Source organism: Pontixanthobacter rizhaonensis (assembly GCF_012972675.1).
GTDB classification, from domain to species: domain Bacteria; phylum Pseudomonadota; class Alphaproteobacteria; order Sphingomonadales; family Sphingomonadaceae; genus Pontixanthobacter; species Pontixanthobacter rizhaonensis.
This window is the reverse complement of sequence record NZ_JABCRE010000003.1, coordinates 911,391-936,475: the sequence shown is the minus strand read 5'-3', so window position 1 is coordinate 936,475 and position 25,085 is coordinate 911,391. Positions and strand designations below refer to the sequence as shown.

Here is a 25,085-nt window from a genome sequence, read left to right as displayed (position 1 = left end):
CAATATGACTGCACAAAAAGGTTCCGCGTTCCTGCTGAAAATTGGCGATGGGGCACAGCCCCCATCTTACGAAACCGTCGCAGGTTTGCGCACCACGCAGATGTCTATCAACGGGGACACGGTGGTCGTGACCCACAAGGAATCTGGCGGTTGGCGGGATCTGTTGTCCGGCGCCGGAACCCGCTCAGTATCAGTAAGCGCAAGCGGTATATTTCTTGGCAGCAATGCCGAAACACTGATCCGCTCGCACGCCTTGGCTGGCACGATTGATGATTATGAATTGTCATTTGAAGACGGGGAGAAGCTCGTCGGCCGGTTCCTCGTCCAACGGCTGGATTATGCCGGAGATTTCAATGGAGAGCGCAACTACACGCTCCAGCTGGAAAGCTCAGGCGCAGTGTTACCGGTATGAACCAGACTGCCAACTCGCTCCGCGGTGAGGCAATGCTCACCATCGGCGGCCAAGACAAGTTGCTCCGACCGACATTCTCGGCACTGATTGCGGCGGAAGATGAGCTTGGGCCGCTATTGGCCATGGTTGAACGGGCAGCAAACGGGCAGCTTAAACTAGGCGAGTTGTCGGCGCTGTTCTGGCACTGCCTCGACGATCAAGAATCATACTCTCGCAATGACGTCGAAAACGCGATCATAGCCATCGGCCTGACGCGCTGTGCTGACCCGTTACGCGCAATATTGGCACAAATTCTCAAAGGTACACAATGACGCAAAGTTTCGCGCACGCCGCGCGATCCCTTGCCGGGCACGCGGCCCAGGCACTCGGTTGGAAACCCCATGATTTTTGGCAGGCAACACCCATAGAATTGGCCGTTTCCCTGGGAGAGAGCACAGCGGCACCCCCGACCATGTCGCGCTCTGAACTCAATAGTCTGATGGAGATAGATCAGAATGGATGCTGAAATTGATGAGCTGATAATTGATGTCAGAGCAAGCACGAGCGGTTTTGAAGCCGACATTGCAACGATGAAAGCCGGTGTCGATACCAATTTGGTCGATGGCTTTGGGCGGGCGGGTGCGGCTCTTGAAAAAGGGTTGGTCTCCGCAATCCGGCAAGGCAATTTAGGGTTCGATGATCTAAAAAGAGCTGCCTCGCAGGCTTTCGACCAGATAGCATCGGAAGCCCTCCAATTGGGTTTGGACCAGATTTTTGGCGGCGCTGGCAGCAGCAGTCCATCCGGATTGGGCGGGCTCATCGGGTCGGTCGGCGCGTTATTTGGTTTGCCGGGAAGGGCAACCGGCGGTCCGGTATCGCCAGGGCGCGGATATGTTGTTGGTGAACGCGGGCCTGAATTATTCATTCCCACAAGTGCAGGCCGGGTCGAAGCAAATGCCGCCGGATCGGGCGGTGCCAGAGACGTCAAAGTAGCCATACAGCTGAACGCACCACGCGGCGCATCTGCGCCAGCAGCGATGCAGCGGTCTTCGCGCCAAGTGGCCAGCGCGATCCGCCGCACGCTCGCGATCTGAACATCTCTTATTTTAAAACTGGTTAGGAACCCGCATGGCTTTTTGGCTCGCCCAGTCACGCTATGGGCAAGATAGCGACTACATCCAGCGCTTTGACCCCCGTTTTTGGACCGTCAATTTCCCCCGGCCAATGATGAGTTCGGTCACCGCGGAATCCCCTGACTCGATACGGGTCGATTGCGAATTCTACACAGAAGGTGATCTGGCAGGGTTGATCTGGTCGAGCGAGGACACTCTCAGCCATCCCTTGCTGAAGTATGAAACCCACCGCGACTATTCACGGAACACACTGCGCTTCCACTGGAAATCGTCGGGCTTGATACCGTTGGATGAACCGAACGGGCCGACTTTGACAATCGAAGGTCGGGATGCGGCCGGTGCCCCCGCGACCTGGTATGTCCGGCTGTGGAACTATGCAACCGGATCGCCGACTGATGCCGATATTGTGCTGCCGTTTTCGAAATTAGAAGCTGGGTTTTCTCTGCCTGGCCAGCCGGTCCATGTAAGCGACATTGACCGGATGTTTATCTCGTTTGTGCCAGTCGGCTTTGTCGCCAGCAGTAGCGAGCTATTGCAGCACCCGATCACAGCCCATGCCGAGATCAGCCAGATTTCCTGCGAGGGGCATCTGCCTCTGCTTGAAATCGGTAATGTCATATTGCCACCGCATGGTGAGCGCATGGCAACGGCCTATGATGATGCCTATAACCAAACACCAACACGCTTGATTAGAGAAGCGGTGGCATTGGGTTACCGCGATACCTTGCTGCACTATGTCGGAATGAGCCATTTTTTCCAACTGGTGAACGAGAGTGGTACGTTGTTGGTTCAACCCGGCGGCAAATTGGCCGTTTCCGCAACACGGTGGCACAATTCATTTCTGAATGCGGCAAAGGCTGCAGGATTTGAGGTTATCCTCTCGCTATCTTACGAAGTTTTTGCGGCGCACTGCCCACCAGAATGGCAACAACTCGCTTTTGACGGGGAAGCAGGCAGAACCGGATGGGACCCTCCATCCGCCCTCTTATCGCCGGCCAATAGCGCAGCGATGCGTTGGCTTCAAAGGGTGGCCATGCGGTTCACGCTATTGCAGAAATCGGCAGGATTACCGCTAAGGTTTCAGATCGGAGAACCATGGTGGTGGATCACGCCGGATGCGAAGCCCTGCCTGTATGATCAGTCCGCTGCCGCGCAGTTCGGCGGCAAACCGCCCATTATCGAGTCAATGAAGCAGCCGCTTGATGCCGCGCAAAAGGCTCTTCTCGATCAAGCAGGGGCGGTACTTGCCCAGTCAACAATTGACCTGGCCGGGGCGGTCCAACACATTGCGCGGGGCGCTGTAGAAGTGTCACTCCTCGCCTTTACCCCGACTATCCTCGATCCTGAAATGCCTGAATTGGCCCGAGCAAATGTGCCCGTTGGCTGGGCATGGCCCACATTTGATCGGCTGCAGCTCGAAGATTACGACTGGCTGACTGACGGTGCGGACGGGCTCCGCCGGCAGGCATACCATTCTTTCAATGAACGCCTTGGCTATCCGATTGACCGGCAAGACTATTTATCGGGTTTTGTGCTGAATCCGGAGGATGCCGACCTCTATTGGACCCGGATTGATGCCGGGCTTGATGAAGCTGCCGAGCGTGGGATCATCAGCCGATACGTTTGGGCACAACCACAAATCGCACGCGATGGCTATACGCGGCTTCCCCCAACACAGGATGAAACAATGCAAGCCTTTGATGATGTTCTTTATCCGCTGCCATTAGGGCGCAATACCGGGGTCAGCCCAGAATTCTCGACCTCAGTTGCAGTAACATCATCGGGCCATGAACGGCGTAATTCTTTGTGGGCTGATGCCCGGCTACACTTCGATGTTGGCCCCGGAATTCGATCAGAAGCCGAGTTGAAAACACTGATCGACTTTTTCCGTGCGAGGCGCGGTCCAGCAAAAGGGTTCAGAATAACAGATCCGTTCGATTACAGCTCGAACAGAATGACTGACACCCCGACGGCGTTGGACCAACCCATCGGCCAAGGGAATGGCACAAATGCGACGTTTCAGCTGAGTAAGTCCTATGGCGACCAACCAGAACCGCAGAAGCGTAACATCACGCGGCCAAGGCTTGGCAGCTTGCGGATCGCTGTAGATGGCGCCGAGATATCGGATTGGAGCTACCAGACAGGTGGCCGCGTCTTGCTGGATAGTGCACCACCCGCAGGTGCTACGGTCACTGCCGGTTTCTTGTTTGATGTCCCGGTACGGTTTCTGGAAGACAGATTGGATATCGTAAGCAGTCATTTTGCGGCAGGCGAAGCGCCCTCGGTGCCTTTGATAGAAATTAGAGAAGACCTGTGAGCACAGTCTTTTTTGCATCCGAACTAGAAGGGGTCGCTACCTACTGGCGCGTTTTCCGGCGTGATGGTGTGACGTTGGGTTTCACATCGCATGACCGCGATTTATGGTTCGGTGGTATCAATCATCGTGCGGCCCCGGGTATGCTCCCCAGCGCTATTCGGAAAACGTCGGACTTATCTGATGATAGCGCCGAAATGACCGGGGTGCTGTCGCATGACACGATTAGCGATAGCGATCTCAGAATTGGGCGATTCGACTATGCCAGAATTGAAGTCGGTGCAGTTGATTGGAGCGAGCTTAACCCAATGCCGTTATATTTTGGCTCTATCGGGCAAGTATCGACGCTGGATGGGCATTTCAGCGCAGATCTGCGGTCAACCAAGGCTGAATTGGCTAAGGATATTATTCCGCGCACCAGCCCTACATGTCGCGCTCAATTTTGCGGCCCAGGGTGTGGTTTGTCAGCTTCGCTTTTCACGCATTTGGGTTCCGTCACCGATGTTGATCGCAGTCTGAACGCTGTCACGATTACCATAGGTCCGGCGGAAGCCTTCGTTGGAGGGCGATTGCGATGGCTTGATGGACCAGCTGCAGGGCAAAGAACATTGGTTATGGGCATCCAGAACAACAATTTGATTCTGGCTGACACTTTGCCGCCTGCTATTGCGGGAGGTGTCACTGTGGAACTGCTGGAAGGCTGCGATCACCGCTTGGACACATGTGGCACCAGATTCGCGAACGCTATCAACTTTCAAGCTGAGCCCTTTTTACCCGGCAACGACTTGTTGGTCCGCGGGCCGACAACGCCTTGAACACTCGCGCTGATGCCGTGGCAAAGGCAGCAGAGGAATGCGAGGGTGCCGTGTTCAGGTTGCACGGCCGCGACCCCCGTTTCGGTTTAGACTGTGTGGGCCTCGTGCTCCATGCTTTGGCCAAATCAGGACATAGGCTTCCAATAATTCCCCCTTACCGGCTTAGAAACGCCGAACACACATCTGTGCAGGCGGTAGCGGAGCAGCTTGGTTGGGATGTTTGCGATGGACCGGTTCAAAGGGGGGATATTGTCTCGACAATCCCGGGGCCAGCTCAGCTCCATTTTGTGATCGCCTCCAGCGCTACATCCTTCGTCCATGCTCATGCAGGGCTGGGCAAAGTGGTGATTTCACATGGGCCCTTGCCTTGGCCTTCTCATTATAATTTCCGGCTTTCTAGACAGGACTGACATATGGCTACTTTAGCACTGACCGCAGTAGGCACGGCGATAGGCGGGCCGATTGGCGGCGCTATTGGCGGGCTGCTGGGACGGACATTGGATAGTCAAATTCTTGGCTCAGATTCTCGTTCTGGCCCCAGGCTGGAAGAACTTGCCGTGTCGACTTCCAGTTATGGCTCCCCAATAGCTCAGCAATTCGGCACGATGCGGAGCGTTGGCAGCATCATATGGGCAACTGACCTGGTTGAAACTAGCGAGAGAAGCGGTGGTAAGGGCAGGCCCAGTGTCACGACGTATAATTACTCAACCTCGTTTGCAGTTTCGTTGTCGAGCAGACCTATCCACGGCATCGGCCGTATTTGGGCCAACGGAAATTTGTTGCGCGGTGCAAGCGGTGATCTGAAATCACCTGGCCTGTTCAGGATACACCAAGGATATGGCGACCAGATCCCTGACCCCTTAATTTCAGCAGCTGAAGGAGCGCATGCCCCCGCATTTCGCGGGACAGCCTATGTTGTCTTTGAAGATCTCGCCTTGGCCGATTTCGGCAATCGCATTCCGGCCCTTAGCTTTGAAATCTTCGCAGACACTCAGCCATTCACATTAACCGATATTGTCAATTCCTCGTCCGGCAACGACCATACCCAGGCTACACTTCGCGGCATACGCGGCTTCACCAACTCCGGCGGCAGCCTGATCGGTGCGCTGGATCTGATCGACAATGCGGTGCCGCTAGCTGTGGATGCAGGCAAGGCAAGCCTGACCGTTCAGAATGCCCCCCAATTTGAACAGGCCGCACCCAAACTTCCCGCGCCTGTGGCAAGCATGGATGGCAATGGCGCGATCAATCTTGGCGGTCAGGCTCTGAATCGGACAGAGCGGCAAAAGACGGAACCAATTGCCGTTCGGTATTATGATGTGGAGCGTGACTATCAGCTGGGCCTTCAACGACCCACCGGGCGCGCTAACCCAGGACCGGAACGCACCTTGGAACTGCCCGCTGCGACCACACCCGATGAAGCGCGCCGAATCGCCAATGCCGCTTCCCGGCGCCAAGCATCGAAGCGCGTGGTCCTTAGATGGAACATAACCGAGATCAGCGATGCAATCAGTCCTGGGAAGCTGGTTACTGTCCCGGGCTTTGACGGTAAGTGGCTGATTACTTCGTGGGAATGGCGCGAAATCGGCGTTGAGTTGGAGCTAGAACCGGTGAGGCCCGATTTCTCTGATACGTTCCTGGGCGAAGCTGGCGCATCCTCCAAGCCACAAGATGTCTTGTTCCCTCCGACGTCACTACGCGCTTTTGAGCTTCCTTGGGATGGAATAGGAACAGCTGATGAAGCACGCGTTTATGCTGCGGCATCTAGCGTGGACCAACACTGGGCAGGTGCGGCATTATTCAGCGAAGCAAACAGTGAACTGATCCCGATCGCAACAGCAGCCAGAACACAGCCCGTATCAGGTCGACTAATTGCTTCGCGACAACCTGGCCAAGCGCTTTTCCTAGACCGCAACGCAGCGCTTGAAGTCCACCTAGATTCGCCGGATATGCAATTCCCTCCCAGCTCAACCGAGATTATTGCAAACGGAAGAGCGCGGATACTCGTCGGTGACGAGATCGTTCAGTACCTCGACGCGACGCAAGTGGATGTCGACACTTGGAGGCTCCAAGGGCTCCTTCGAGGAAGAGGCGGGACAGAACACGCAGCGGTGGGAATTCACGAAATTGGCACCTTGGTGACGTTCCTTGACGATACGCTAACGCGCCTGCCCTCTCATTTGTCTGGTGGGACGAATCCGCTTTCGATAGCGGCCATTGGAAGGGGCGATAACAGCCCGGTCAGCGCCGTTGTTGAAAATAGAGGCGCCTCGCTTAGGCCCATCGCTCCCGTACACCCGAAGACAAAAGTACAAACCGACGGCGGCATTGTTGTTTCTTGGACCCGCCGCGCCCGCGGCGCTTGGGAATGGTTAGACGGGGTTGATGTTCCTTTGGTCGAAGAAGTTGAGCGATATTGCATCGGGATCGGGCCAACCGGACAGCCAAACCAGCTTTGGGTACGAAACGAACCCCAAATTGTTCTGACGTCCTCCATGCTGAACCCATTTCCCGGTCAAGCAATATGGGTGCAGCAGATTGGCCGCCACGCCAAATCGCACCCTCTGTTCCTGACCATATCGCCGTCATGATGGTTGTCGAAAAGAGCTGAAATAACAAGATTAGGAACGACCAAAAATGACTGAATCTACCGAAAATATGAGTAATTCAGGCCGATTCCGCCTACCCTTTCTGTTCAGCGGGCAGGCCCAGAAAGAGTTCTTTATCAACGAAGCGCTCGCAAAAATTGATTGCCTGCTTCACCCTGTGATCGGTGGCATATTATCGGCTCCGCCAGCGCAAGCCGATGATGGCGACACTTGGTTAGTTGGGCCAGCACCAACAGGCGAATGGGCCGGACAAGACGACAGTTTGGCTGTCTACCACGCAGGAACGTGGCAGTTCATACCGCCGCGATTCGGTTTGCGTGTATTCGACGCAGGTAGCAATCAGCCAATGCATTACACAACGAGCTGGACAACCGCACAGGCCCCGCAAGCGCCCCAATCCGGCGCGAACGCCGATATAGAATTGCGACAAGCCTTTACGGAATTGATCGAAGGCCTTAAGACACTGGGTATATTTGGCGTCACGTGACTGGAACATTTGCGCGACAAGACCATTTAGAGTGTCGAACCGACTAGGATTGTACGCGATTTTATAGTTATGAAGCCAGAAAGCGGCATAATTGCAACAGTTTGGCTTCATTGATTGCTTGCGACTCCTACAAGGGAAAGTTAGAAAACCATCAAATCGGTGGATTAAATTCGCTAATATAAGGGGAACTACATAATGCGGAAACTCGTCATAGGAATGGCGATGGCCTCAACGGCCCTTGCTTCGCCAGCTCTTGCGCGCGATGGTCAATGGTACGTTGAGGTCAACGGTGGCCCAATGGTCGTTGAAGACATCACGCTAGATGTGAGCAATGGAACAGACGATCTGGGTGTCGATACTGACTCTGGTTACGACTTCGGTGGCATAGTTGGCTACGATTTCGGCAGCTTCCGGTTGGAAACCGAAGCTAGCTATCGCGAAGCGGATATCAGCGCTTTGGACGTCGGGTCCTCAGGCATCCCGCAGCAAGGGTCAAACCTGACAAATCCAGGTCGTTTTAACGCTGCCGGTGATGTCAATGTTCTCAGCTTTATGCTGAACGGCCTGTTCGACTTTGGCGATGATGATGGCATTCAAGGTTTCGCTGGAGCTGGTATCGGCGTTGCTCGCACAGACTTTCAGGCAGTAGCAGTCCCGTCGGGTCCCGCTACAGCTTTTGACGACTCTGACACAGGATTGGCTTGGCAGCTTCTTGCAGGTGTTCGCGCGCCAATCAGTGATAGCTGGGATGCTGGCCTGCGCTACCGCATGTTTACCGCCGAAAGCATATCACTCGTAGATGCTGTTGGCCGCGATCTTGAAGGTAAGTTGCGCACACACTCTATTTTGGGCACGCTTACCTACAACTTCGGTGGTGCTCCTGAACCGGTAGTTGTGGCACCGCCACCACCGCCTCCTCCACCACCGCCTCCTCCACCGCCACCGCCACCACCACCCGTGGCAGCAGTCGAGTGTAACAAAGGCCCTTACATCGTATTCTTCGAATGGGATCAGTCCGATGTTACTCCGGAAGCGGCTACCATTTTGAACAGCGCTGTATCTGCATACGCTAACTGTGGCTCAGCCGCTGTTATGCTTGCTGGTCACGCTGACTCATCTGGTGCGAAAGCCTACAACGTAGGTCTTTCACAGCGTCGTAACGCAGCTGTTACGGAATATCTTGCTGGTCGGGGTATTCCTGCTGCACGTATTTCGAGCGAAGCATTCGGTGAGACTTCCTTGCCTGTGCCAACTGCTGACGGTGTTCGTGAACTTCAAAACCGTCGTGTTTCTGTGACTTACGGACCAGGTTCTGGCATGTAATTCGCATAAGCGATTAAAACTTAAAAAGGGGCTGGAGAAATCCAGCCCCTTTTTTATTGCCTCCCGCCAGCGTCGCTAAATTGTAGCAAGCCCGATCTCGTCGGTCGCTCGCTCAAAGTTTGAACTATAAAAGTCCAAAGAACGTCCATTCCCCAACGACGAAAGGCCTCCAGTCCAACCTAGGCCCACGAGAACTACGGCAATTGCTCAGAGTACCCTCGAAGCCGGATATGCCCCGCCCAACTAGCAATATTCAGCGCGGAGCCATTTCGCGGCAGTTATGCCACCCACGGTAGTTCAGCTGCCGCGAACTACGACATTGCTACGGCTCTGTCAGACAAAGCGACCACACATATTGCCAAACGGCCCACAAAGCTCCTTCAGCCGAAAGTACTGCCGCACTCTATTCCAGGGATCACTTTTTCCGCTCTCGCGACAGACGGCCTAAAGCCACTCAGGTCTCCGCAGCCTCTGGACGTAGTTCACGCTGTTCCAAAGGTCCGGAAACGAACGGCATTAGTCACACAACAATCCGCGATCCTGCTGACGACCCAGCGGTTTGGCTAAATCGCTTCGCCAGCTGCCCGCGCCCGTTCAACTACAGACGCTTCAGCCCCTGGCAGAAGACGATATGCGGCGATCAAAAGAATGCTGCCAATCGGTGCGGCCACCAACAGTGACAACACACCGGTCGACAGGCTTCCCGTTAACGTCGAGACCTGACCCGCCAGATACGGGCCAAGGGCCAGACCAACCAGCGTCGTCGACAAGAAGAATGTCGCCGTTGCAGTCCCCCGCATTCTCGGCAGAACCAAATCCTGCGACGTCGCTGCAGCTGCCCCTAATGCAGAGCTCGCAAACAGGCTGATCACAAAGTTCAGCAGATAGAACAGCCATACCGTCGATGTCGTAAACGCCACGATCAAAGGTATCACAGGCGCCAACACCCCGAACAAAACCACAAGCAAGCGTCCAGAGGGGTTCCGGTCACGAAGCATGTCGGCCACTTTGCCGCCAATGATCACACCCAGGAACCCGCCTAAGGCCCCGGGGCCACCGATCCACCAGCCAACGATGCTCGGCGACTCGCCCAATACCCGAATCGCATAAGGTGCCGCCCAGAAGCTGACCGCATAGGCTGCAAAGGCGACCATACCATAGCCGAGGATAGTGCATAGAAACGCCGGAGAGCCCCAGATCAGCGCAAAGGCTGGAGGGTCGCGCCGACGAAGTGTCGTTGCCCAAGAGAACACCGCGTAATAGCCAATGCCCAACGCGATCCACTGGGGAACATTGCCAGTGAGCAATATCAGACCGTAAGCGGCTCCGCCAATCGCCAATGCCCCAAGAATGTTCATCAACAACGCTCGCGAGCCGTGCTTCGCAGCCTGAAAAACCGTGAACGGCGGAATGACTGCGAACAGCTCGTTTACAAAGCCTCGAAACGGGTCACGAACGGGTTCAGAAACGATGCCATCCGCTTGGCCGCGAATCGGCTCTTTCAATGTGATCACCAAAGCTGCCAGCAGCAGACCCGGAATACCCACCGACAAAAACGCGGCCTGCCAGCCAACTAAGTCCAACGGACCGCCACCGGGGTACGCGTTGTTCCAGCGCTCTACGATCAAACCGCCAATGAACAGCGATATACCACCGCCAAGGTACAGCCCGGATGAATAGATGGCCAACGCGGTTGCCCGCATCCGCTTCGGAAACCAATCAGAAATCAACGAGTAAGCGGCTGGGCTGGCTGTCGCCTCGCCCACGCCCACGCCAATTCGTGCAACACCTAACGTTGTAAAGCTTTTGGCGAATCCGGATAAGGCGGTCATCGCAGACCAAAGAGCCAAACCGATCGTCATCAACCGAATGCGGTGCCAGCTATCGGCCAATTTGCCGAGAGGAATGCCAAAGAGTGCATAAAATACACCAAAGGCCGTCCCGTACAGAAACCCCAGATCGGCATCCCCAATCCCGAGATCGGCTTTAATGTCTTCTGCCAAAATCGACATGATGTTTCGGTCTACGAAGTTGAGAATGTAAACCAGCACAAGTATCCCGAGCGCATACCAGCTATATCCAGAGACCTTTACGTCGGCTGGTTGTTCAGCTGCGTCTACGGTGCCTTCATCGCTATTTTGCATATTGGATGCCATCCTCAAGACCGGCTTCTTCAAAGCCTTTTCTACGCAATCGGCAACTATCGCAGACTCCGCAAGCAAAACCTTCATCTGTCGGGTCGTAACAGGACCAGCTGAGGCCCGTATCAAGATTTAACCGTGCAGCTTCCGTGGCAATATCCGCCTTGGTCATATGTTGCAGCGGCGTGTGGATGTTGAACGGCGCCCCTTCAACGCCAGCCTTGGTCCCTAATCTCGCTGTTTCAGCAAAACTGGCGATAAATTCCGGCCTGCAATCCGGATATCCTGAATAGTCCAAGGCATTGACACCGATAAACAGGTCACGAGACCGTGTAACTTCCGCCCAAGCCAAAGTGAGCGACAAGAAGACCAGATTGCGGGCGGGTACATAGGTCACAGGAATATCATCCGTGACCCCGTCTTTGGGTACGAGAATATCATCGGTGAGCGCGCTACCGCCAAAGGCCCGCAGATCCAGGGGTAAAGTCACATGGCGGGTACAGCCCAATTGCGCAGCGATTGCCCTGGCCGATTCCAGCTCGACCCGATGGCGTTGGCCATAATCGATTGTTAGGGCGAACAGATCGAACCCCTGTTCTTGCGCCAATGCAGCAGAAACCATCGAATCCAGACCGCCGGACAGCAATACTACGGCAGACTTTTCGGCTTGAAGTGGGGAATTTTCCATAAGCGCTCGGCTAGTAGGAAATCAAACTTATCGCAACGATCAGTACTGTATCAAACAGCATTCTGAATGCTTATTTGCAGCTACCTGTCCTGCGAGCTTCCGCTGTAAATTCAAATGGTGATGAGCCGACACTGCCCTGGCCCGCAATTTGCACCAGCCGGTTTGTCTCTTTCCGGATATTCGTGCGGCCATAACCCATATTCCGGCAGGTGTATTGCACCGTGATCTCTCCGGTGCCGTCTTCGACCACATAGCGGCTACAATTCGCTTGTGGGTGGCGTAACTGAATCAGTTCTTGGCCGGTACGCAAACAGAGTTTCATGGGTTCTTCTCCGCCACGGAAACGGATCTCCCACTCACCACGCTCAAGCTGCTCCAGCATTTGCAATGTCGGCGCCTGCGCGGTGGCTGGGCCAATAAAGGCGCCGGCAGCAATTAAAGGAATCAAGACGGCGGGCATTCTCATTTGTAAGCATTACCACAGATCTGGAGTGAAGCGTAGCGAGGAAATCATGACATTAAGGACACACATACTGCGGACTAAGTGACTACACTGTCACCGGAAACACTCGGGAACAGAAAGCACAATCAACTCTGACCAACCCGTCAGTATCGCGCATGTCCTGCAGTTCTGTGTCAGAGAAGCGGCCAAGAACTTGTTGGTAATGTTCTGCGGAACAACGGCACCCACGGTGCAGCTCACATCCTTGCTCGACACGGATGCGGTCTTCCTCGTGGAACAGCCGCCAGACTAACCCCTCCATCGACAAGCTGGAATCCAACAGTTCGTCATGGCGAACTGTCCCTGCCAAAATTGATACATGCTCCCATTCTGGATGATCTAGCCGAGCATGAATTCTGTCCCGCCCCTCTTCACCGTCTGGCAGGTGCTGGATCAATAACCCGCCAGCCGTGCAGCCATCCGCATCATTGCTGATCGCCAGTCGGATCATGGTAGGAACTTGTTCTGATTGGATGAAATAGGCCTCGCATGCTTCGGCAAGCGAGTTGCCTTCCAAAGGTACAATGCCCTGATAGCGGCCCCCGGCTCCGACTCCATCAAACGTGATCGCGAGATACCCTTTACCAAACAGCGCGAAGAGCGACGGGTTAGATCCCAGTTCCGCCAGCTTATCGGCGTCGAACTTCACGTAACCCCGCACATCTCCGGCTTTGAAATCACATGCCAGCAAGCTCACCACGCCCTCCTGCGTTTGCGCTTGCATGGTCATCTGGGCGTCAGAGTCTTTAAGTAGACTGCCGATTAAAGCCGTCAGCACCAGCGCTTCGGCCAGCAGATGCATTATCGGGGGTGGATAGTCATGGGCCGACAGCACCTGGTTCAGTACAGCGTCCAGCCGCACCGCCCGACCGCGGGCGTCCCGCGCCGGCAAAGTGAAACCAAGTACTCTGTCGGCGAATATTTCAGATTGCATTTCCATAAACGCTATATGGGCAATGCCTTCGGGAAAGCCAGACCGCAGCAGTTCAGAGCTTGCCTAAGCACCACAGCAAAACGGATTTCTGCGCATGTAAGCGGTTCTCAGCCTCGTCAAAAACGACCGATTGGGGCCCTTCAAAGACGCTTTCGCTTACTTCATCGCCGACATGTGCAGGCAGGCAATGCAAAAAAATCGCATCGTCTTTGGCTAACGACATCAGGCCATCATTGACTTGAAATGGCTGCATTGCCGTCAACTTCTCGTCAGCGTCGTCCTGACCCATTGAAATCCAAGTGTCAGTCACAAGAACATCTGCACCAGCCGCAGCTTCATGTGCGTCATTCTTAACATCGACGCGGGCCCCTCCGGCACGCGCCAGATCGACAAACTCTTGGTCTGGCTCAAATCCGGCGGGGGTGCCCACCCGCACATTAAACTTCATCAGCCCGGCTGCTTCCAAGACAGAATGCAGCACATTATTGCCATCGCCCAGCCAAGCAACTTCCAGGCCGGGTAAAGCCTTTCCGTGTTCTATGACCGTCAACAGGTCCGCGACGATCTGGCAGGGGTGCGAACGATCAGTTAAGCCGTTAATTACAGGCACAGTGGCGTGTTTCGCCATCTCGATAATTTTTGAATGATCGTCTGTGCGGATCATAATGGCGTCTGCCATGCGGCTTAGAACGCGCGCAGTGTCCGCAATGGACTCGCCCCGGCCAAGCTGGCTGGTACCGCCTTCAAGTATCAGCGCCGTGCCGCCAAGTTGACGCATCGCCATGTCAAAACTGACCCGTGTGCGCGTAGAGCTTTTCTCGAAAATCATCGCCAGCACAAACCCTTCGAGCGGCTTGTCGCTATCTGCTTGGCCTTTGGCCCAAGATACACGCTTCGCTTTGCGGTCCTGCGCATCATTGATCATCGCCGCGAGAATATCGCCGCCGGCGTCAGATAAATCGAGAAAGTGGTTTTGACCGTTACTTAGTGCCATCACGCAGCCTCCGGCACGATATAATCAGCCGCACCAGCCGATAGTTTTGCGAAAAACTCTTCGATCTCCGCATCACCGATAACAAGCGGAGGCAACAGCCGTAATGTGTTGTCACCAGCAGCCACCAGCAGCAAATCATGGTTTTCCCGCAAGTGCAGAAAGAACGGCCGGCTCTCTACTTTCATTTTGATGCCAAGCATCAAGCCCTTGCCGCGAACGAGTTCAAACAGATCGGGGTAATTGCCAATAAACTGTTCCAGCCGTGTACGAAGCCGTTCGCCCTTGTCCTTAACAGAAGCAAGAAACTCGTCATTAGCCACAGCCTTCATAACTGCCGTGCCGGCGGCCATCGCAAGCGGGTTGCCGCCATAGGTCGAACCATGCGTTCCAAAAGTCATCCCGCGCGCGCCTTTCTCTGTGGCCAAACACGCCCCTAGCGGAAATCCGCCGCCGATGCCCTTCGCGGTCGCGAGGATATCTGGTTCGATCCCATATTGTTCATAGGCATAGAGCGTCCCAGTCCGCGCAACGCCGCATTGCACTTCATCCAGCGCAAGCATCAGATCATGCTCATCCGCGAGGGCACGCAGACCTTGCAAGAATGCATCGGAAGCCGGACGAATTCCGCCTTCGCCTTGGATAGGCTCTACCAAGAAACCAGCTGTGTTTGGCCCGATCAGCGCCTTAGCTGATTCAAGATCGTCAAACTCCGCATATTTGAACCCTTCCAGCAATGGCATAAAACCATGATGCATTTTCGTTTGGTTCGACGCGCTAATGGTGGCCATTGTGCGGCCATGGAACGCGTTGCTGAAGGTTATAATCTCATGCTTATGATCATTGCCGTGTGACTGGTGATAGGCGCGCACCGCTTTGATCGCTGTCTCCACCGCTTCTGCGCCAGAATTGGTAAAAAACACGGTATCTGCGAAAGTGGCATCGACCAGCATCTGCGCCAGCTTTTCCCCTTGGGGACTGCCGTAGAGGTTCGACACATGCATCAGCGTGTTCGCTTGTTCCTGAATTGCGCTGATCAATCCCTCATGCGAATGGCCGAGCAGATTGACCGCGATACCGCTGGCAAAATCGAGATAGCGGGTGCCATCTTCGTCGATCAAATGGCAATGCTCGCCGCGCACAGGACGAACACCGCACCGGGGGTAAACGGGCATCAGCGGGGTAATAGTCATTGCGGTATTCCTCATTCAATCGACACCGTAAGTGCCACCAAAAGCGAATGGCGACCCCACCGGAGCCGCCATTCAAATTTATATTCATCTGTAACTAGTTTGGTCAATCACCAAACCTACAAAGCGGTTGGCAACTGCCGGGTTACAAATGCGGCTGTCAGGCGTCCGCCGGGACGAGGTTGACTGCCGAATGTTTGCCTCGTCGGTCAACTTCTAGGTCGAACTTGTAACGCTCACCTTCATTGATCGCTGTGAGACCAGACCGTTCAACGGCGCTGATATGTACAAAAGCATCGGGCTGTCCGTCGTCACGCACAAGAAAGCCAAAGCCCTTCATTGCGTTGAAGAATTTGACCGTACCCGTTGCGCTGTCACCAGTTAGTTCGCGCTGTGGCGCGCCACCCCGATCACCGCCGCCAGCACGTTCACCACCGCCGCCGCTGCGTTTTTCAACCGGGATTACATCGCCGACAACTTGAATGTCTTGCGCAGACGTTTTTCCGCCGCGATCAACCAGATTGTACTCTAGGCCCTGACCTTCAGCCAGACCTTCGAGGCCAGCACGTTCGACTGCACTAATATGCACGAACACGTCTTCGCCGCCGCCTTCTTGTTGAATAAAGCCGAAGCCTTTTTCACCATTGAAGAATTTCACAACACCTTTGCCGGTACCAACAACCTGTGCAGGCATACGGTCACCGCCGCCTCCGCCGCGATTGCCGCCACCTTGACCGCCGCGGAAACCACCGCCGCCGCCACGATCACCACCGCCAAAACGGTCGCCGCCGCCGCGATTGCCGCCGCCGAAGCGATCTCCGCCTCCGCCGCCGTAGCTGTCACCGCCGCCAAAACCGCCGCCACTGCCGCCGCCGAACGGATCGAAGCTATCTTCACCAAAACCATCGCGCTTGTCACGGCCCCGGCCCCGACGCCCTCTATCATAACCCATAATCTAATACGTACTTTCGTCACCGTCCCGATAAAGTCATATGCTGTTAGCGTGAACGGCAACCGCACCCAGCACTTACGGATTATGGCGCAAAATGATTCAAAGCCAATCCTTTAGAGGCAGAACATAGCGCAAAAGGACGTCCTAAGCGAGCAATTTTGCCGACCCAGCGAGTCTGGCCCATTTATGTGACATTTCCGCATTCGGTTACGCCTTGCACATAAGCCTGTGCTGCGCCAAACGATAAGAGTAATTCTGGAGATAATGATGAGTGATTTCCGCCGCTTGACCGATTCGATATTGGCCAGCCCGCAAATTGGCTTAGCCGATATAGACGCCGCCAAAGCCCAAGGGGTCACGCTCATCATTAACAACCGGCCCGATGATGAAGAGGCTGGACAGATCGCTGGCCATGAAATTGAATCCGCGGCAGCGGCGGCCGGAATTGAATATATGGCGATTCCGATAGGGCAATCAGGCTTCAGTGCCCCGCAGGTGGAAGCCATGGCAAGCGCACTAGAAAATTCCACGGGACAGGTTCTGGCATATTGCCGATCAGGCACCCGATCGACCCTACTCTGGGCTTTATCCCAAGCCAGCCAAGGGTCAAATCCGGAAGAATTGGCCGCCCAAGCGATGGCCGCGGGCTATGATGTGTCGCCTGTAAGACCGGCGATGGACATGCTGGCTACGAAAAACGGGTAACGCCAGGCCTCAGCGCCCAGTCGCCTATTCGCATATCTCGACGAGCATCGAACTTTCTGCCAGTGGATAGCGAATGGACTATGTCATTCAGATCGGTGGCTCACTTGTGGCGATCTTGGCAGTGGCTTGGCTGGTCCGCAAAATGGGCCTCGGCGGTGATGTAAGAATCGCCAATGAGGCACATGCCTGGCTATTGGCCGATGAGGTTGAAAGCGGTTTTAAGCCAGTTGACACAACAATCGACAAAACGGGCTACGGCGCGTTGATGCGCGACGAGGCAGGCCGTATTTTGATATTGCGCCGCCACGGTTCCCACTTTGCAGGACGGGTCGTGACCAAGCGGCCAGAGGCGCGGCTCGACCAAGGGTTGTTGACCATCAAACCGGACGATAATCCCTTCGGAGCAATTACGCTCAATTTGGGTAGTGAAGCGGCCATTTGGGCTTCCAGCTTGCGCAGATTGGAACCAAACAATGTTTGATGAAGCGCCTTCATTCAGCCCAACCGAATATGCAGTTCCAGCCTTTGTGCTGCTCATTTTGATTGAAGTGATGTGGGCATGGAAACGGCGGTCAGAGAGTTATGAACCCCGCGACACCCTGACTTCCCTGATGTTTGGGCTAGGCAGCACTGTGGCAGGCGCTTTGTTCGGCAGTGCGGTCATAGCCGTATTTTTCTGGGCCTACGACTATCGTCTGTTCGACTTGGGCGAGCAATGGTGGCTCGTCTGGTGGGCTTGGCCGCTATGCTTTGTTCTGGACGATCTCAAATATTACTGGGTGCACCGCGCCGGTCATAGAATTCGCTGGTTTTGGGCGAGCCACGTCAACCATCATTCCAGCCAACATTATAATCTGAGCACCGCCTTGCGCCAGAGCTGGACCGGATCGTTTACACCGGGGTTCCTGTTCGGTTTACCGTTGGTGTTGGCCGGCTTCCATCCCGTAATGCTCGCGATCGCGGGCGGCTTTAATCTCATCTACCAGTTTTGGATTCATACCGAGGCGATTGACCGGATGCCGCGCTGGTTTGAGGTAGTGATGAACACGCCAAGCCACCACCGCGTTCACCACGCGACCAACCCCCGCTATCTTGATCGCAACTATGCCGGTGTGTTTATCATCTGGGACAAGATGTTCGGGACGTTTCAACAAGAAATGAAACAAGAGCGAATCCGGTATGGCATCGTCAAACAGCTGGGCAGTTTCAACCTGTTATGGGCGGTGTTCCACGAATGGATCGGCCTATTTCGCGATCTGTGGCACGCGCCATGGCGGTACAAATTGCTCTACCTCCTGCGCGAGCCAGGATGGACCCACGATGGTAGCCGGGAGACATCCGACATGATCCGCAGGCGCTGGCTGAAAGAGCAAGACCGCACCACGCCCCAACCAGTTGTTGAAAACAACGCAATTGCCGATCCCGATCAAGCCGCCTAACGTTTCCGTAAAGGAGAGGTTATGCAGCAGTTTGATGTGATCGTGATCGGCGGCGGCAGCGCGGGTAGCGCGGCAGCCGGCCGTTTAGCAGAAGATGGCACGCGGAATGTGTGCTTGCTGGAAGCAGGCGGAAAAAACGATAATTTCCTCGTCAAAACTCCTGGCATGATGCCGTTCCTTTTGAAAAACGCCAATTACCGGTTCGATACGGTCCCGCAGAAAGGACTGAACGGCCGGATAGGCTATCAACCGCGCGGCAAAGGGCTCGGCGGATCATCTGCGATCAACGCCATGGTCTATATCCGCGGTCATCGCTGGGATTATGACAATTGGGCAGCGATGGGCTGCGACGGTTGGGCCTATGATGATGTCTTGCCCTATTTCAAACGGTCCGAAGGCAATGTGCGTGGCGGTAACGAGTTCCACGGCGGCGACGGCCCCTTGTCAGTATCCGATCAGCACGCGGTTAACCCGACGAGCCGCGCCTTTGTCAGCAGTGCCGAGGCGCTCCAACTGCGCCGTAATGACGATTTCAATGGCGAACGCCAAGAAGGCTTCGGGATATATCAAGTAACCCAGAAAGACGGCGAGCGCTGGTCTGCTGCGCGCGCTTATATCGAACCAATGCGTGAGAAAGAAAACCTCACCATATTAACCGGTACGCTGGTGGAAAGACTGGTGATCGAGGATGGCCGCGTCACTGGTGTGGCCATCAAGCGCGGGCGCAAACGCGAAATGCTGACCGCTACCGGGGGTGTGATCCTGTCCGCTGGGGCATTCAACAGTCCGCAAATCCTGATGCTGTCAGGCATTGGTCCTGCGGACCATCTACAGGAACACGGCATAGATGTGGTGGTCGATAAACCTGCCGTTGGCAGTAATTTGCAGGACCATATTGATTACGTGTCGAGCTGGAAGACCGAGTCCAAAGATCCCATTGGCGACAGCCTCGCGGGCAGTTTCCGGATGGCGAAAGCAATCATCGAACATCGCCGAAAACGCACCGGGATTATGACCACACCCTATGCTGAGGCCGGCGGGTTTTGGAGCGTGATGCCGGATGCGCCAGCGCCTGATATTCAGTGGCATTTTGTACCAGCGATGCTGGAGGATCACGGACGCGAGAAAGTAAAGGGGCACGGGTTCTCGCTCCATGCCTGTGTTCTCAGGCCCGAAAGCCGCGGAACCGTGAAGCTCAACTCCAAAGATGCCGCCGCGGCGCCGCGTCTCGATCCCAATTTCCTCGATGATGACCGAGATATTGCGACATTGCGCGCGGGTATTCGGCTGTCGCACCGGATCGCAGAAGCCTCTCCGCTAGCAGACTATCAGCCGCAAGACCGTCACCCCGTCGATTTGAACAATGACGCAGCGCTGGACGAGTTGATCCGCAATAGATCAGACACCGTCTATCACCCGGTTGGCACGTGCCGGATGGGTTCAGACGATGGCAGCGTGGTGGATACAAAATTGAAAGCGAGAGGCGTTGACGGGCTTTGGATTGCCGATGCCAGCATCATGCCGAAGATCGTCAGCGGCAATACCAACGCGCCGAGCATTATGATTGGTGAGCGCTGCGCAGATTTTGTGAAAGAAGCGCTTGCGAACTAATCCACGGATCTGCGGCAATAACGCGATCAGGATATCGCCCGCAAAATAAAAAAAGGGCCGGAGCATAATGCCCCGGCCATAAAAGTGTTGTTCGCAGGAGGAACGTCGTGCGGCGGGAACGGGAGGGGAGAGGATCTCCCGGCCCCGCCGAACCTGGTGAATTAGTTGTAAGCGCGTTCGCCGTGCTCTGAGATATCGAGGCCGTCGACTTCGACTTCCTCGCTAACACGGAGACCGATCAGTGCTTTGACGATCAGGCCAGCAATCAAGGTACCGATACCGGCCCATGCGATTGTGACGAGTACGCCGTAAGTTTGAATGCCGAGCTGTGCGCCAACACCGACCGAGCCATCGCCAGGACCGCCGAGGAACGGCTGATAGGCAATCGCTGTACCGATCGCGCCGACAATGCCGCCCACGCCGTGGATGCCAAATGCATCAAGCGAATCGTCGTAGCCGAATTTGGCTTTGACCTTGGCCACGAAGAAGTAACATACCGCCGATGATACAATACCGAGCAGGATGGCACCAAATGGGCCTGAGTTGCCTGCGGCTGGAGTAACTGCAACCAGACCGGCGATCACACCCGAGCAGAAGCCCAAAGCAGAACCCTTGTGGCCCATCATCCGTTCAATAACCATCCAGGCAAGAGCGCCAGCGGCGGTCGCAACAAAGGTATTGATCATGGCAAGGCCAGCCGAACCGTCAGCTTCGAGAGCCGAACCAGCGTTAAAGCCGAACCAACCAACCCACAGAAGACCGGTACCGATCATGGTCATGGTAAGGCTGTGTGGCGGCATTGGCTCAGCCGGGTAGCCGCGGCGCTTGCCAAGAAGGTAAGCGAGCACGAGGCCAGAGATACCAGCATTGATGTGCACAACGGTACCGCCGGCAAAGTCGAGCGCGCCGTCTTCAAACAGCAAGCCACCGCCAGCCCATACCATGTGAGCAATCGGGAAATAGACGATAGTCAGCCAAATAGGCACGAATGCCATCACGGCGCTAAACTTCATCCGCTCTGCGGTTGCGCCCAGGATAAGTGCAGCCGTGATTGCGGCAAATGTCATCTGGAAGCTGATAAAGACATATTTGCTGATGACTTCATCAGTAAATGTCGCAGCGGTGCTGCTGGCGTCAGTGCCTGCCAAGAAGTAGCTTCCACCACTGATGAACAGGCCGAGAGTGCCTTCATATGTGGTGTCACCAAATGCCAGGGAATAGCCCCACATCACCCAGATCAGCATCGCCAAACAGGCTGTCGCGCCAATTTGGGTCATTGTGGAAAGCATGTTTTTGGAGCGGGTCAAACCGCCATAGAACAAGGTCAGACCGGGAATAATCATCAACAGCACCAAGACTGTTGCGGTCATCATCCAAGCATTGTTGCCTGGGTTGGCTACAGGTTCAGCGGCTTCCGCCGCCTCTTGCGCCCATGCTGGTACAGACGCAGCAAGCGACAAACCTAAAGCGCCAACACCGCTAAGTGTTTTGCGAATCATGGAAGTTTCCTTCTTTTCGAAATTGTTGCTCACAGCGCCGTCTCCCCGGTTTCACCGGTACGGATGCGGGTCGCATCAGCCAGGTCGAGCACGAAGATCTTGCCATCTCCGATGGTCTCGTTGCTGGCGGTTTTTTGGATCGTTTCGACGACTTGCGCAGCGATCTCGTCGCTGGCGGCAATTTCCAGCTTCACTTTAGGAAGCATATTGGTCGAATATTCGGCGCCCCGATAAATTTCGGTTTGGCCTTTTTGACGCCCGAAGCCTTTAACTTCCGAGACAGTCATACCAGCAACACCGATAGCGCCAAGCGCTTCGCGGACCTCGTCCAGTTTGAATGGTTTTATTACGGCGATGATGAACTTCATCGGTGCCCCCTTCGATAATAGCATGTATGTCGAGCAAGCGCCGACGCCGCATGCCTCGCAAACACTGTGCCAGAATCGAAAAGTTACCGAATCCCTAAAGGTGAGATCATCTCGCCATCGCGATTGATACTGACTAAATGCCTAATGTTTAGGCATTGCCTATTATGTAGGCAGTTTGAGTGTGGCCCAGACGGGCAAATGATCGGAGGCGCGGGCTGATAAGGCGCTATGATGCACGCCTAGCGCTCCGCATTGCCAGTCGCGAGTTCCGACTATCCGGTCAAAATAGGCAACCGGCTGCCGGCTGGGAAAGCTCCGGCCCGGGGCCAGAACTTGCCAATTCTGCGCAAATTCCTGCATCGCACCTGTTCGCCCACCCCATTGGTTAAAGTCTCCCATAAGGACAGTCGGACAAGCCGGCGAAGCGCCATAACTGTCTGCCAGAATGGCCTTTACTTGGGCTCTTCTACGCAATCCGGACAGATCAAGATGCGTCCCAAAAACCCGTATATACTGCCCTGTGCACCGCAGATCAGCCCGGATGGCACCGCGTGGCTCCAGCGTCGGCAAATGGATCGCCCGCGCATCGACAATTTCGATTGAACGACGCACCAGCATAGCATTACCGTGCCAGCCTATGCTGCGCGGGCGCCGGGCAACCGGCACCACTTTCCAGCCAGTATCGTCAATCAGCGCCCGGGGTAAAACACTGGCGCGCTGTCCGATCCGTAAATCGGCTTCTTGCAGGGCAATGATGTCAGCATCCAATTCCCGCAATACTGCGATGATCCTGGCAGGATCGCGCCGCAGATCGGTACCGACGGCTTTATGAATATTATAACTGGCGAATTTCAGACGCACGCCGTGATGCTTATTCATCACCGGCAATGAAGCGGTCGGTTGGCCTTGCCGGCAAGCCATCAATGCTCGCGATACGGGTCGACATCTTGGCAGCCCATTCGCTGGGATTGGCTTGTGCATGGGCTTTCTTCAAGGTGGGCCGCTCGCGTTCCATTGTCATCACGGGCACGCCCCAGCCGCAGCTGGTCTGGACGCTTTCTACAGAAATATCGAAGATCTGGCGTGTGCCGGGCATCATTGTAAAGTGCTGCGCCAACCCATCCCATTCAGCATCTTTGGGAAGAACCGGCACCGCACGCCCATATATACGCAAGATCAATGCGGGGTTCTCAAAATTGCAGAACATTACCGTAATGCGGCCATCAGCCAGACAATGGGCATTGGTTTCATTGCCCGAGCCGCCCAAGTCCAAATAAGCTACTCTATCCGGTGCCAAAACCCTGAAAGCATCATAGCCCTTAGGACTGAGATTGATCCGCGCATCCGCAGCCGCGGTGGCGACGAAAAACATCGGCTGCGCTGCAATCATCGCGATGTGTTTATCGTTCAGCCTGTCGAAGAACTCTGCCATGCGCTGATGCTAAGCTACGTTGGCTCTGCTGTCACCGCTCTTTTGTGGCGGAGAATTTCAGATCGGGGTGCTTCTCTTCTTGATAGCCGACGTCCCAAGGCGACTTGGCCATAAACACGATATCGCCGTCCCGATCTTTCGCCAAATTCGCGCGGTTGAAATCTTCAAACTGCTTGAGTGCTTCCGCATCCCCCTTGACCCAGCGGGCGGTGGCAAAAGGCGCAGGCTCCAGCGCTGCCTCAACCTTATATTCCGCCGACAGCCGTGAAATCAGCACTTCAAGCTGCAATTGGCCGACGACGCCGACAATATGGTTCGCGCCCAATTCAGGGTAGAAAACTTGGATAACTCCTTCTTCGGACAAATCATCCAACGCCTTGCGCAACTGCTTGGTCTTGGTCGGGTCTTTGAGCTGGACACGGCGCAGGATTTCCGGCGCGAAATTGGGCAGACCGGTAAAGCGCAGTTTATTATGCTCGCTCAGCGTATCGCCCACACGCAAAGTTCCGTGGTTGGGAATACCGATGATGTCGCCAGCCTCGGCCGTGTCGGCAATCTCCCGGTCCTGCGCGAAGAACAAAATCGGTGAGTGAATGGCGATAGGCTTGCCAAGACCGGAGGGCGTTAGCTTCATCCCGCGCTTAAATGTACCCGATACCTGCCGCATGAACGCGATCCGGTCACGGTGGTTGGGGTCCATATTGGCCTGCACTTTAAAGATGAAGCCGGTAACCTCATAATGATCCGGGCTTATCTGGTCATCACCGGCCGGTTGCGGACGCGGCGGCGGGGCGTATTTGGCAATCGCTTCGATCAGCTCGGTCACGCCGAAATTCTTAAGCGCCGATCCAAAATAAACCGGCGTCAAATCACCATTGCGATAGGCTTCCAGATCAAACTCGGGGTAGCCAATTTGGGCAAGCTCTGCTTCCTCAGCGAATTCTTCCGGCAGCACCGCATCCGCATCGCGCTTGCCCAGAAACTCTTTGGAATCGCCTTCCGGCCGTGCGACCAGTCCGGTCGCGTAATCCAATATGCCTTCAAACTGGCCGCCCATGCCGACAGGGAACATCTGCGGCGAGACATCCAGCGCCAGCATATCGGCAATCTCGTCCAGCAATTCAAATACAGGACGGCCTTCACGATCGACTTTATTGACGAAAGTAATGATCGGCACGCTGCGCAGACGGCAGACCTCGAACAGCTTGCGTGTTTGCGGCTCGATACCTTTTGCTGCATCAATCACCATGATCGCGGAATCGACAGCGGTCAGCGTGCGATAGGTATCTTCGGAAAAATCCTCGTGGCCCGGCGTATCCAAGAGGTTGAAAGTCACCCCGTCGCGCTCAAATGTCATCACACTGGATGTCACCGAAATACCGCGTTGCTGCTCAATCTTCATCCAGTCAGACCGCGCGCGGCGCGCTTGCCCGCGGGCCTTCACTTCCCCCGCAAGGTGGATCGCGCCGCCTTGCAGCAGCAGCTTTTCCGTCAATGTGGTTTTACCGGCATCAGGGTGCGAGATGATCGCAAAAGTACGGCGGGAATTCGTGGTCATGGC

At 55.3% G+C, this 25,085-nt stretch carries 25 protein-coding genes; 13 read left to right on the top strand and 12 right to left on the bottom strand.

The window, feature by feature from the left end; genetic code table 11:
• The first annotated feature begins 4 nt into the window (after positions 1–4).
• The 9 genes from HKD42_RS12230 (at position 5) to HKD42_RS12190 (ending at position 9,072) form a co-directional block, all read left to right on the top strand.
• Positions 5–412, top strand: coding sequence for a phage major tail protein, TP901-1 family (locus HKD42_RS12230; protein WP_170013728.1), 408 nt, complete (start codon positions 5–7; stop codon positions 410–412).
• The gene (locus HKD42_RS12225) at positions 409–723 is read left to right on the top strand and encodes a gene transfer agent family protein (RefSeq protein WP_170013726.1); all 315 of its coding nucleotides are present in this window, start codon (positions 409–411) and stop codon (positions 721–723) included. Before HKD42_RS12230 ends, HKD42_RS12225 begins: the two co-directional genes overlap by 4 nt.
• Positions 720–917, top strand: a complete 198-nt coding sequence (locus HKD42_RS12220) for a phage tail assembly chaperone (RefSeq protein WP_170013724.1) — start codon at positions 720–722, stop codon at positions 915–917. The genes HKD42_RS12225 and HKD42_RS12220 overlap by 4 nt, the downstream gene beginning before the upstream one ends.
• Complete coding sequence (locus HKD42_RS12215; protein WP_170013722.1) at positions 907–1,485, top strand: tail tape measure protein; 579 nt, start codon at positions 907–909, stop codon at positions 1,483–1,485. The genes HKD42_RS12220 and HKD42_RS12215 overlap by 11 nt, the downstream gene beginning before the upstream one ends.
• Before the next feature lie 34 nt (positions 1,486–1,519).
• Positions 1,520–3,841, top strand: coding sequence for a DUF2460 domain-containing protein (locus tag HKD42_RS12210; RefSeq protein WP_170013720.1), 2,322 nt, complete (start codon positions 1,520–1,522; stop codon positions 3,839–3,841).
• Positions 3,838–4,653, top strand: a complete 816-nt coding sequence (locus HKD42_RS12205; RefSeq protein ID WP_170013718.1) for a baseplate hub domain-containing protein — start codon at positions 3,838–3,840, stop codon at positions 4,651–4,653. Before HKD42_RS12210 ends, HKD42_RS12205 begins: the two co-directional genes overlap by 4 nt.
• Positions 4,654–5,066: 413 nt before the next feature.
• A complete protein-coding gene (locus HKD42_RS12200; protein ID WP_170013716.1) occupies positions 5,067–7,244 on the top strand; it encodes a GTA baseplate fiber-binding domain-containing protein in 2,178 nt (725 codons plus the stop codon).
• Positions 7,245–7,290: 46 nt separating this feature from the next.
• Positions 7,291–7,749, top strand: a complete 459-nt coding sequence (locus HKD42_RS12195) for a DUF2793 domain-containing protein (protein WP_170013714.1) — start codon at positions 7,291–7,293, stop codon at positions 7,747–7,749.
• A 195-nt stretch (positions 7,750–7,944) separates the two neighbouring features.
• Positions 7,945–9,072 (top strand): OmpA family protein, encoded by a 1,128-nt coding sequence (locus HKD42_RS12190; RefSeq protein WP_170013712.1) that lies wholly within the window; start codon positions 7,945–7,947, stop codon positions 9,070–9,072.
• Between the two features lie 563 nt (positions 9,073–9,635).
• Here HKD42_RS12190 and HKD42_RS12185 read toward each other — a convergent pair.
• From HKD42_RS12185 to HKD42_RS13415, 7 genes are all read right to left on the bottom strand, one after another.
• Complete coding sequence (locus HKD42_RS12185; RefSeq protein ID WP_170013710.1) at positions 9,636–11,216, bottom strand: spinster family MFS transporter; 1,581 nt, start codon at positions 11,214–11,216, stop codon at positions 9,636–9,638.
• Complete coding sequence (queC, locus tag HKD42_RS12180) at positions 11,206–11,901, bottom strand: 7-cyano-7-deazaguanine synthase QueC (RefSeq protein ID WP_170013708.1); 696 nt, start codon at positions 11,899–11,901, stop codon at positions 11,206–11,208. The genes HKD42_RS12185 and queC overlap by 11 nt, the downstream gene beginning before the upstream one ends.
• Positions 11,902–11,971: 70 nt before the next feature.
• Entirely contained in the window at positions 11,972–12,361 is a 390-nt protein-coding gene (locus tag HKD42_RS12175) for a DUF3617 domain-containing protein (RefSeq protein ID WP_170013706.1), read from the bottom strand.
• A gap of 88 nt (positions 12,362–12,449) precedes the next feature.
• Positions 12,450–13,343, bottom strand: a complete 894-nt coding sequence (gene hslO, locus HKD42_RS12170) for an Hsp33 family molecular chaperone HslO (RefSeq protein WP_170013704.1) — start codon at positions 13,341–13,343, stop codon at positions 12,450–12,452.
• Between the two features lie 46 nt (positions 13,344–13,389).
• The gene (argF, locus tag HKD42_RS12165) at positions 13,390–14,331 is read right to left on the bottom strand and encodes an ornithine carbamoyltransferase (protein ID WP_170013702.1); all 942 of its coding nucleotides are present in this window, start codon (positions 14,329–14,331) and stop codon (positions 13,390–13,392) included.
• Complete coding sequence (locus tag HKD42_RS12160) at positions 14,331–15,521, bottom strand: aspartate aminotransferase family protein (protein ID WP_170013700.1); 1,191 nt, start codon at positions 15,519–15,521, stop codon at positions 14,331–14,333. The genes argF and HKD42_RS12160 overlap by 1 nt, the downstream gene beginning before the upstream one ends.
• A 157-nt stretch (positions 15,522–15,678) precedes the next feature.
• Entirely contained in the window at positions 15,679–16,470 is a 792-nt protein-coding gene (locus tag HKD42_RS13415; protein WP_170013698.1) for a cold-shock protein, read from the bottom strand.
• A 267-nt stretch (positions 16,471–16,737) separates the two neighbouring features.
• Between HKD42_RS13415 and HKD42_RS12150 the strand changes: the two genes are divergently transcribed.
• The 4 genes from HKD42_RS12150 to HKD42_RS12135 all read left to right on the top strand — a co-directional run bounded on the left by HKD42_RS12150 (position 16,738) and on the right by HKD42_RS12135 (position 20,225).
• A complete protein-coding gene (locus HKD42_RS12150) occupies positions 16,738–17,175 on the top strand; it encodes a protein tyrosine phosphatase family protein (RefSeq protein WP_170014116.1) in 438 nt (145 codons plus the stop codon).
• A 73-nt stretch (positions 17,176–17,248) separates the two neighbouring features.
• Positions 17,249–17,656, top strand: a complete 408-nt coding sequence (locus HKD42_RS12145; RefSeq protein WP_170013696.1) for a hypothetical protein — start codon at positions 17,249–17,251, stop codon at positions 17,654–17,656.
• Positions 17,649–18,614: a sterol desaturase family protein gene (locus HKD42_RS12140; protein ID WP_170013694.1), complete on the top strand. Its 966-nt coding sequence runs from the start codon at positions 17,649–17,651 to the stop codon at positions 18,612–18,614. The genes HKD42_RS12145 and HKD42_RS12140 overlap by 8 nt, the downstream gene beginning before the upstream one ends.
• Before the next feature lie 21 nt (positions 18,615–18,635).
• Positions 18,636–20,225 (top strand): GMC family oxidoreductase, encoded by a 1,590-nt coding sequence (locus tag HKD42_RS12135; RefSeq protein ID WP_170013692.1) that lies wholly within the window; start codon positions 18,636–18,638, stop codon positions 20,223–20,225.
• 161 nt (positions 20,226–20,386) lie between these two features.
• Here the strand turns inward: HKD42_RS12135 and HKD42_RS12130 are convergent, their stop codons facing one another.
• From HKD42_RS12130 to HKD42_RS12110, 5 genes are all read right to left on the bottom strand, one after another.
• Positions 20,387–21,724, bottom strand: a complete 1,338-nt coding sequence (locus tag HKD42_RS12130) for an ammonium transporter (RefSeq protein ID WP_170013690.1) — start codon at positions 21,722–21,724, stop codon at positions 20,387–20,389.
• A gap of 29 nt (positions 21,725–21,753) precedes the next feature.
• Positions 21,754–22,092 carry a P-II family nitrogen regulator gene (locus tag HKD42_RS12125; RefSeq protein ID WP_170014114.1) on the bottom strand — a complete coding sequence of 113 codons (339 nt, stop codon included), beginning with the start codon at positions 22,090–22,092 and terminating at the stop codon, positions 21,754–21,756.
• 162 nt (positions 22,093–22,254) lie between these two features.
• Entirely contained in the window at positions 22,255–22,971 is a 717-nt protein-coding gene (locus HKD42_RS12120) for an endonuclease/exonuclease/phosphatase family protein (protein ID WP_211483582.1), read from the bottom strand.
• Positions 22,964–23,524 (bottom strand): pyridoxamine 5'-phosphate oxidase family protein, encoded by a 561-nt coding sequence (locus HKD42_RS12115; RefSeq protein ID WP_170013688.1) that lies wholly within the window; start codon positions 23,522–23,524, stop codon positions 22,964–22,966. The genes HKD42_RS12120 and HKD42_RS12115 overlap by 8 nt, the downstream gene beginning before the upstream one ends.
• Positions 23,525–23,555: 31 nt before the next feature.
• On the bottom strand, positions 23,556–25,082 hold the full coding sequence (locus tag HKD42_RS12110) for a peptide chain release factor 3 (RefSeq protein WP_170013686.1): 1,527 nt from the start codon (positions 25,080–25,082) through the stop codon (positions 23,556–23,558).
• Between the last annotated feature and the right edge of the window lie 3 nt (positions 25,083–25,085).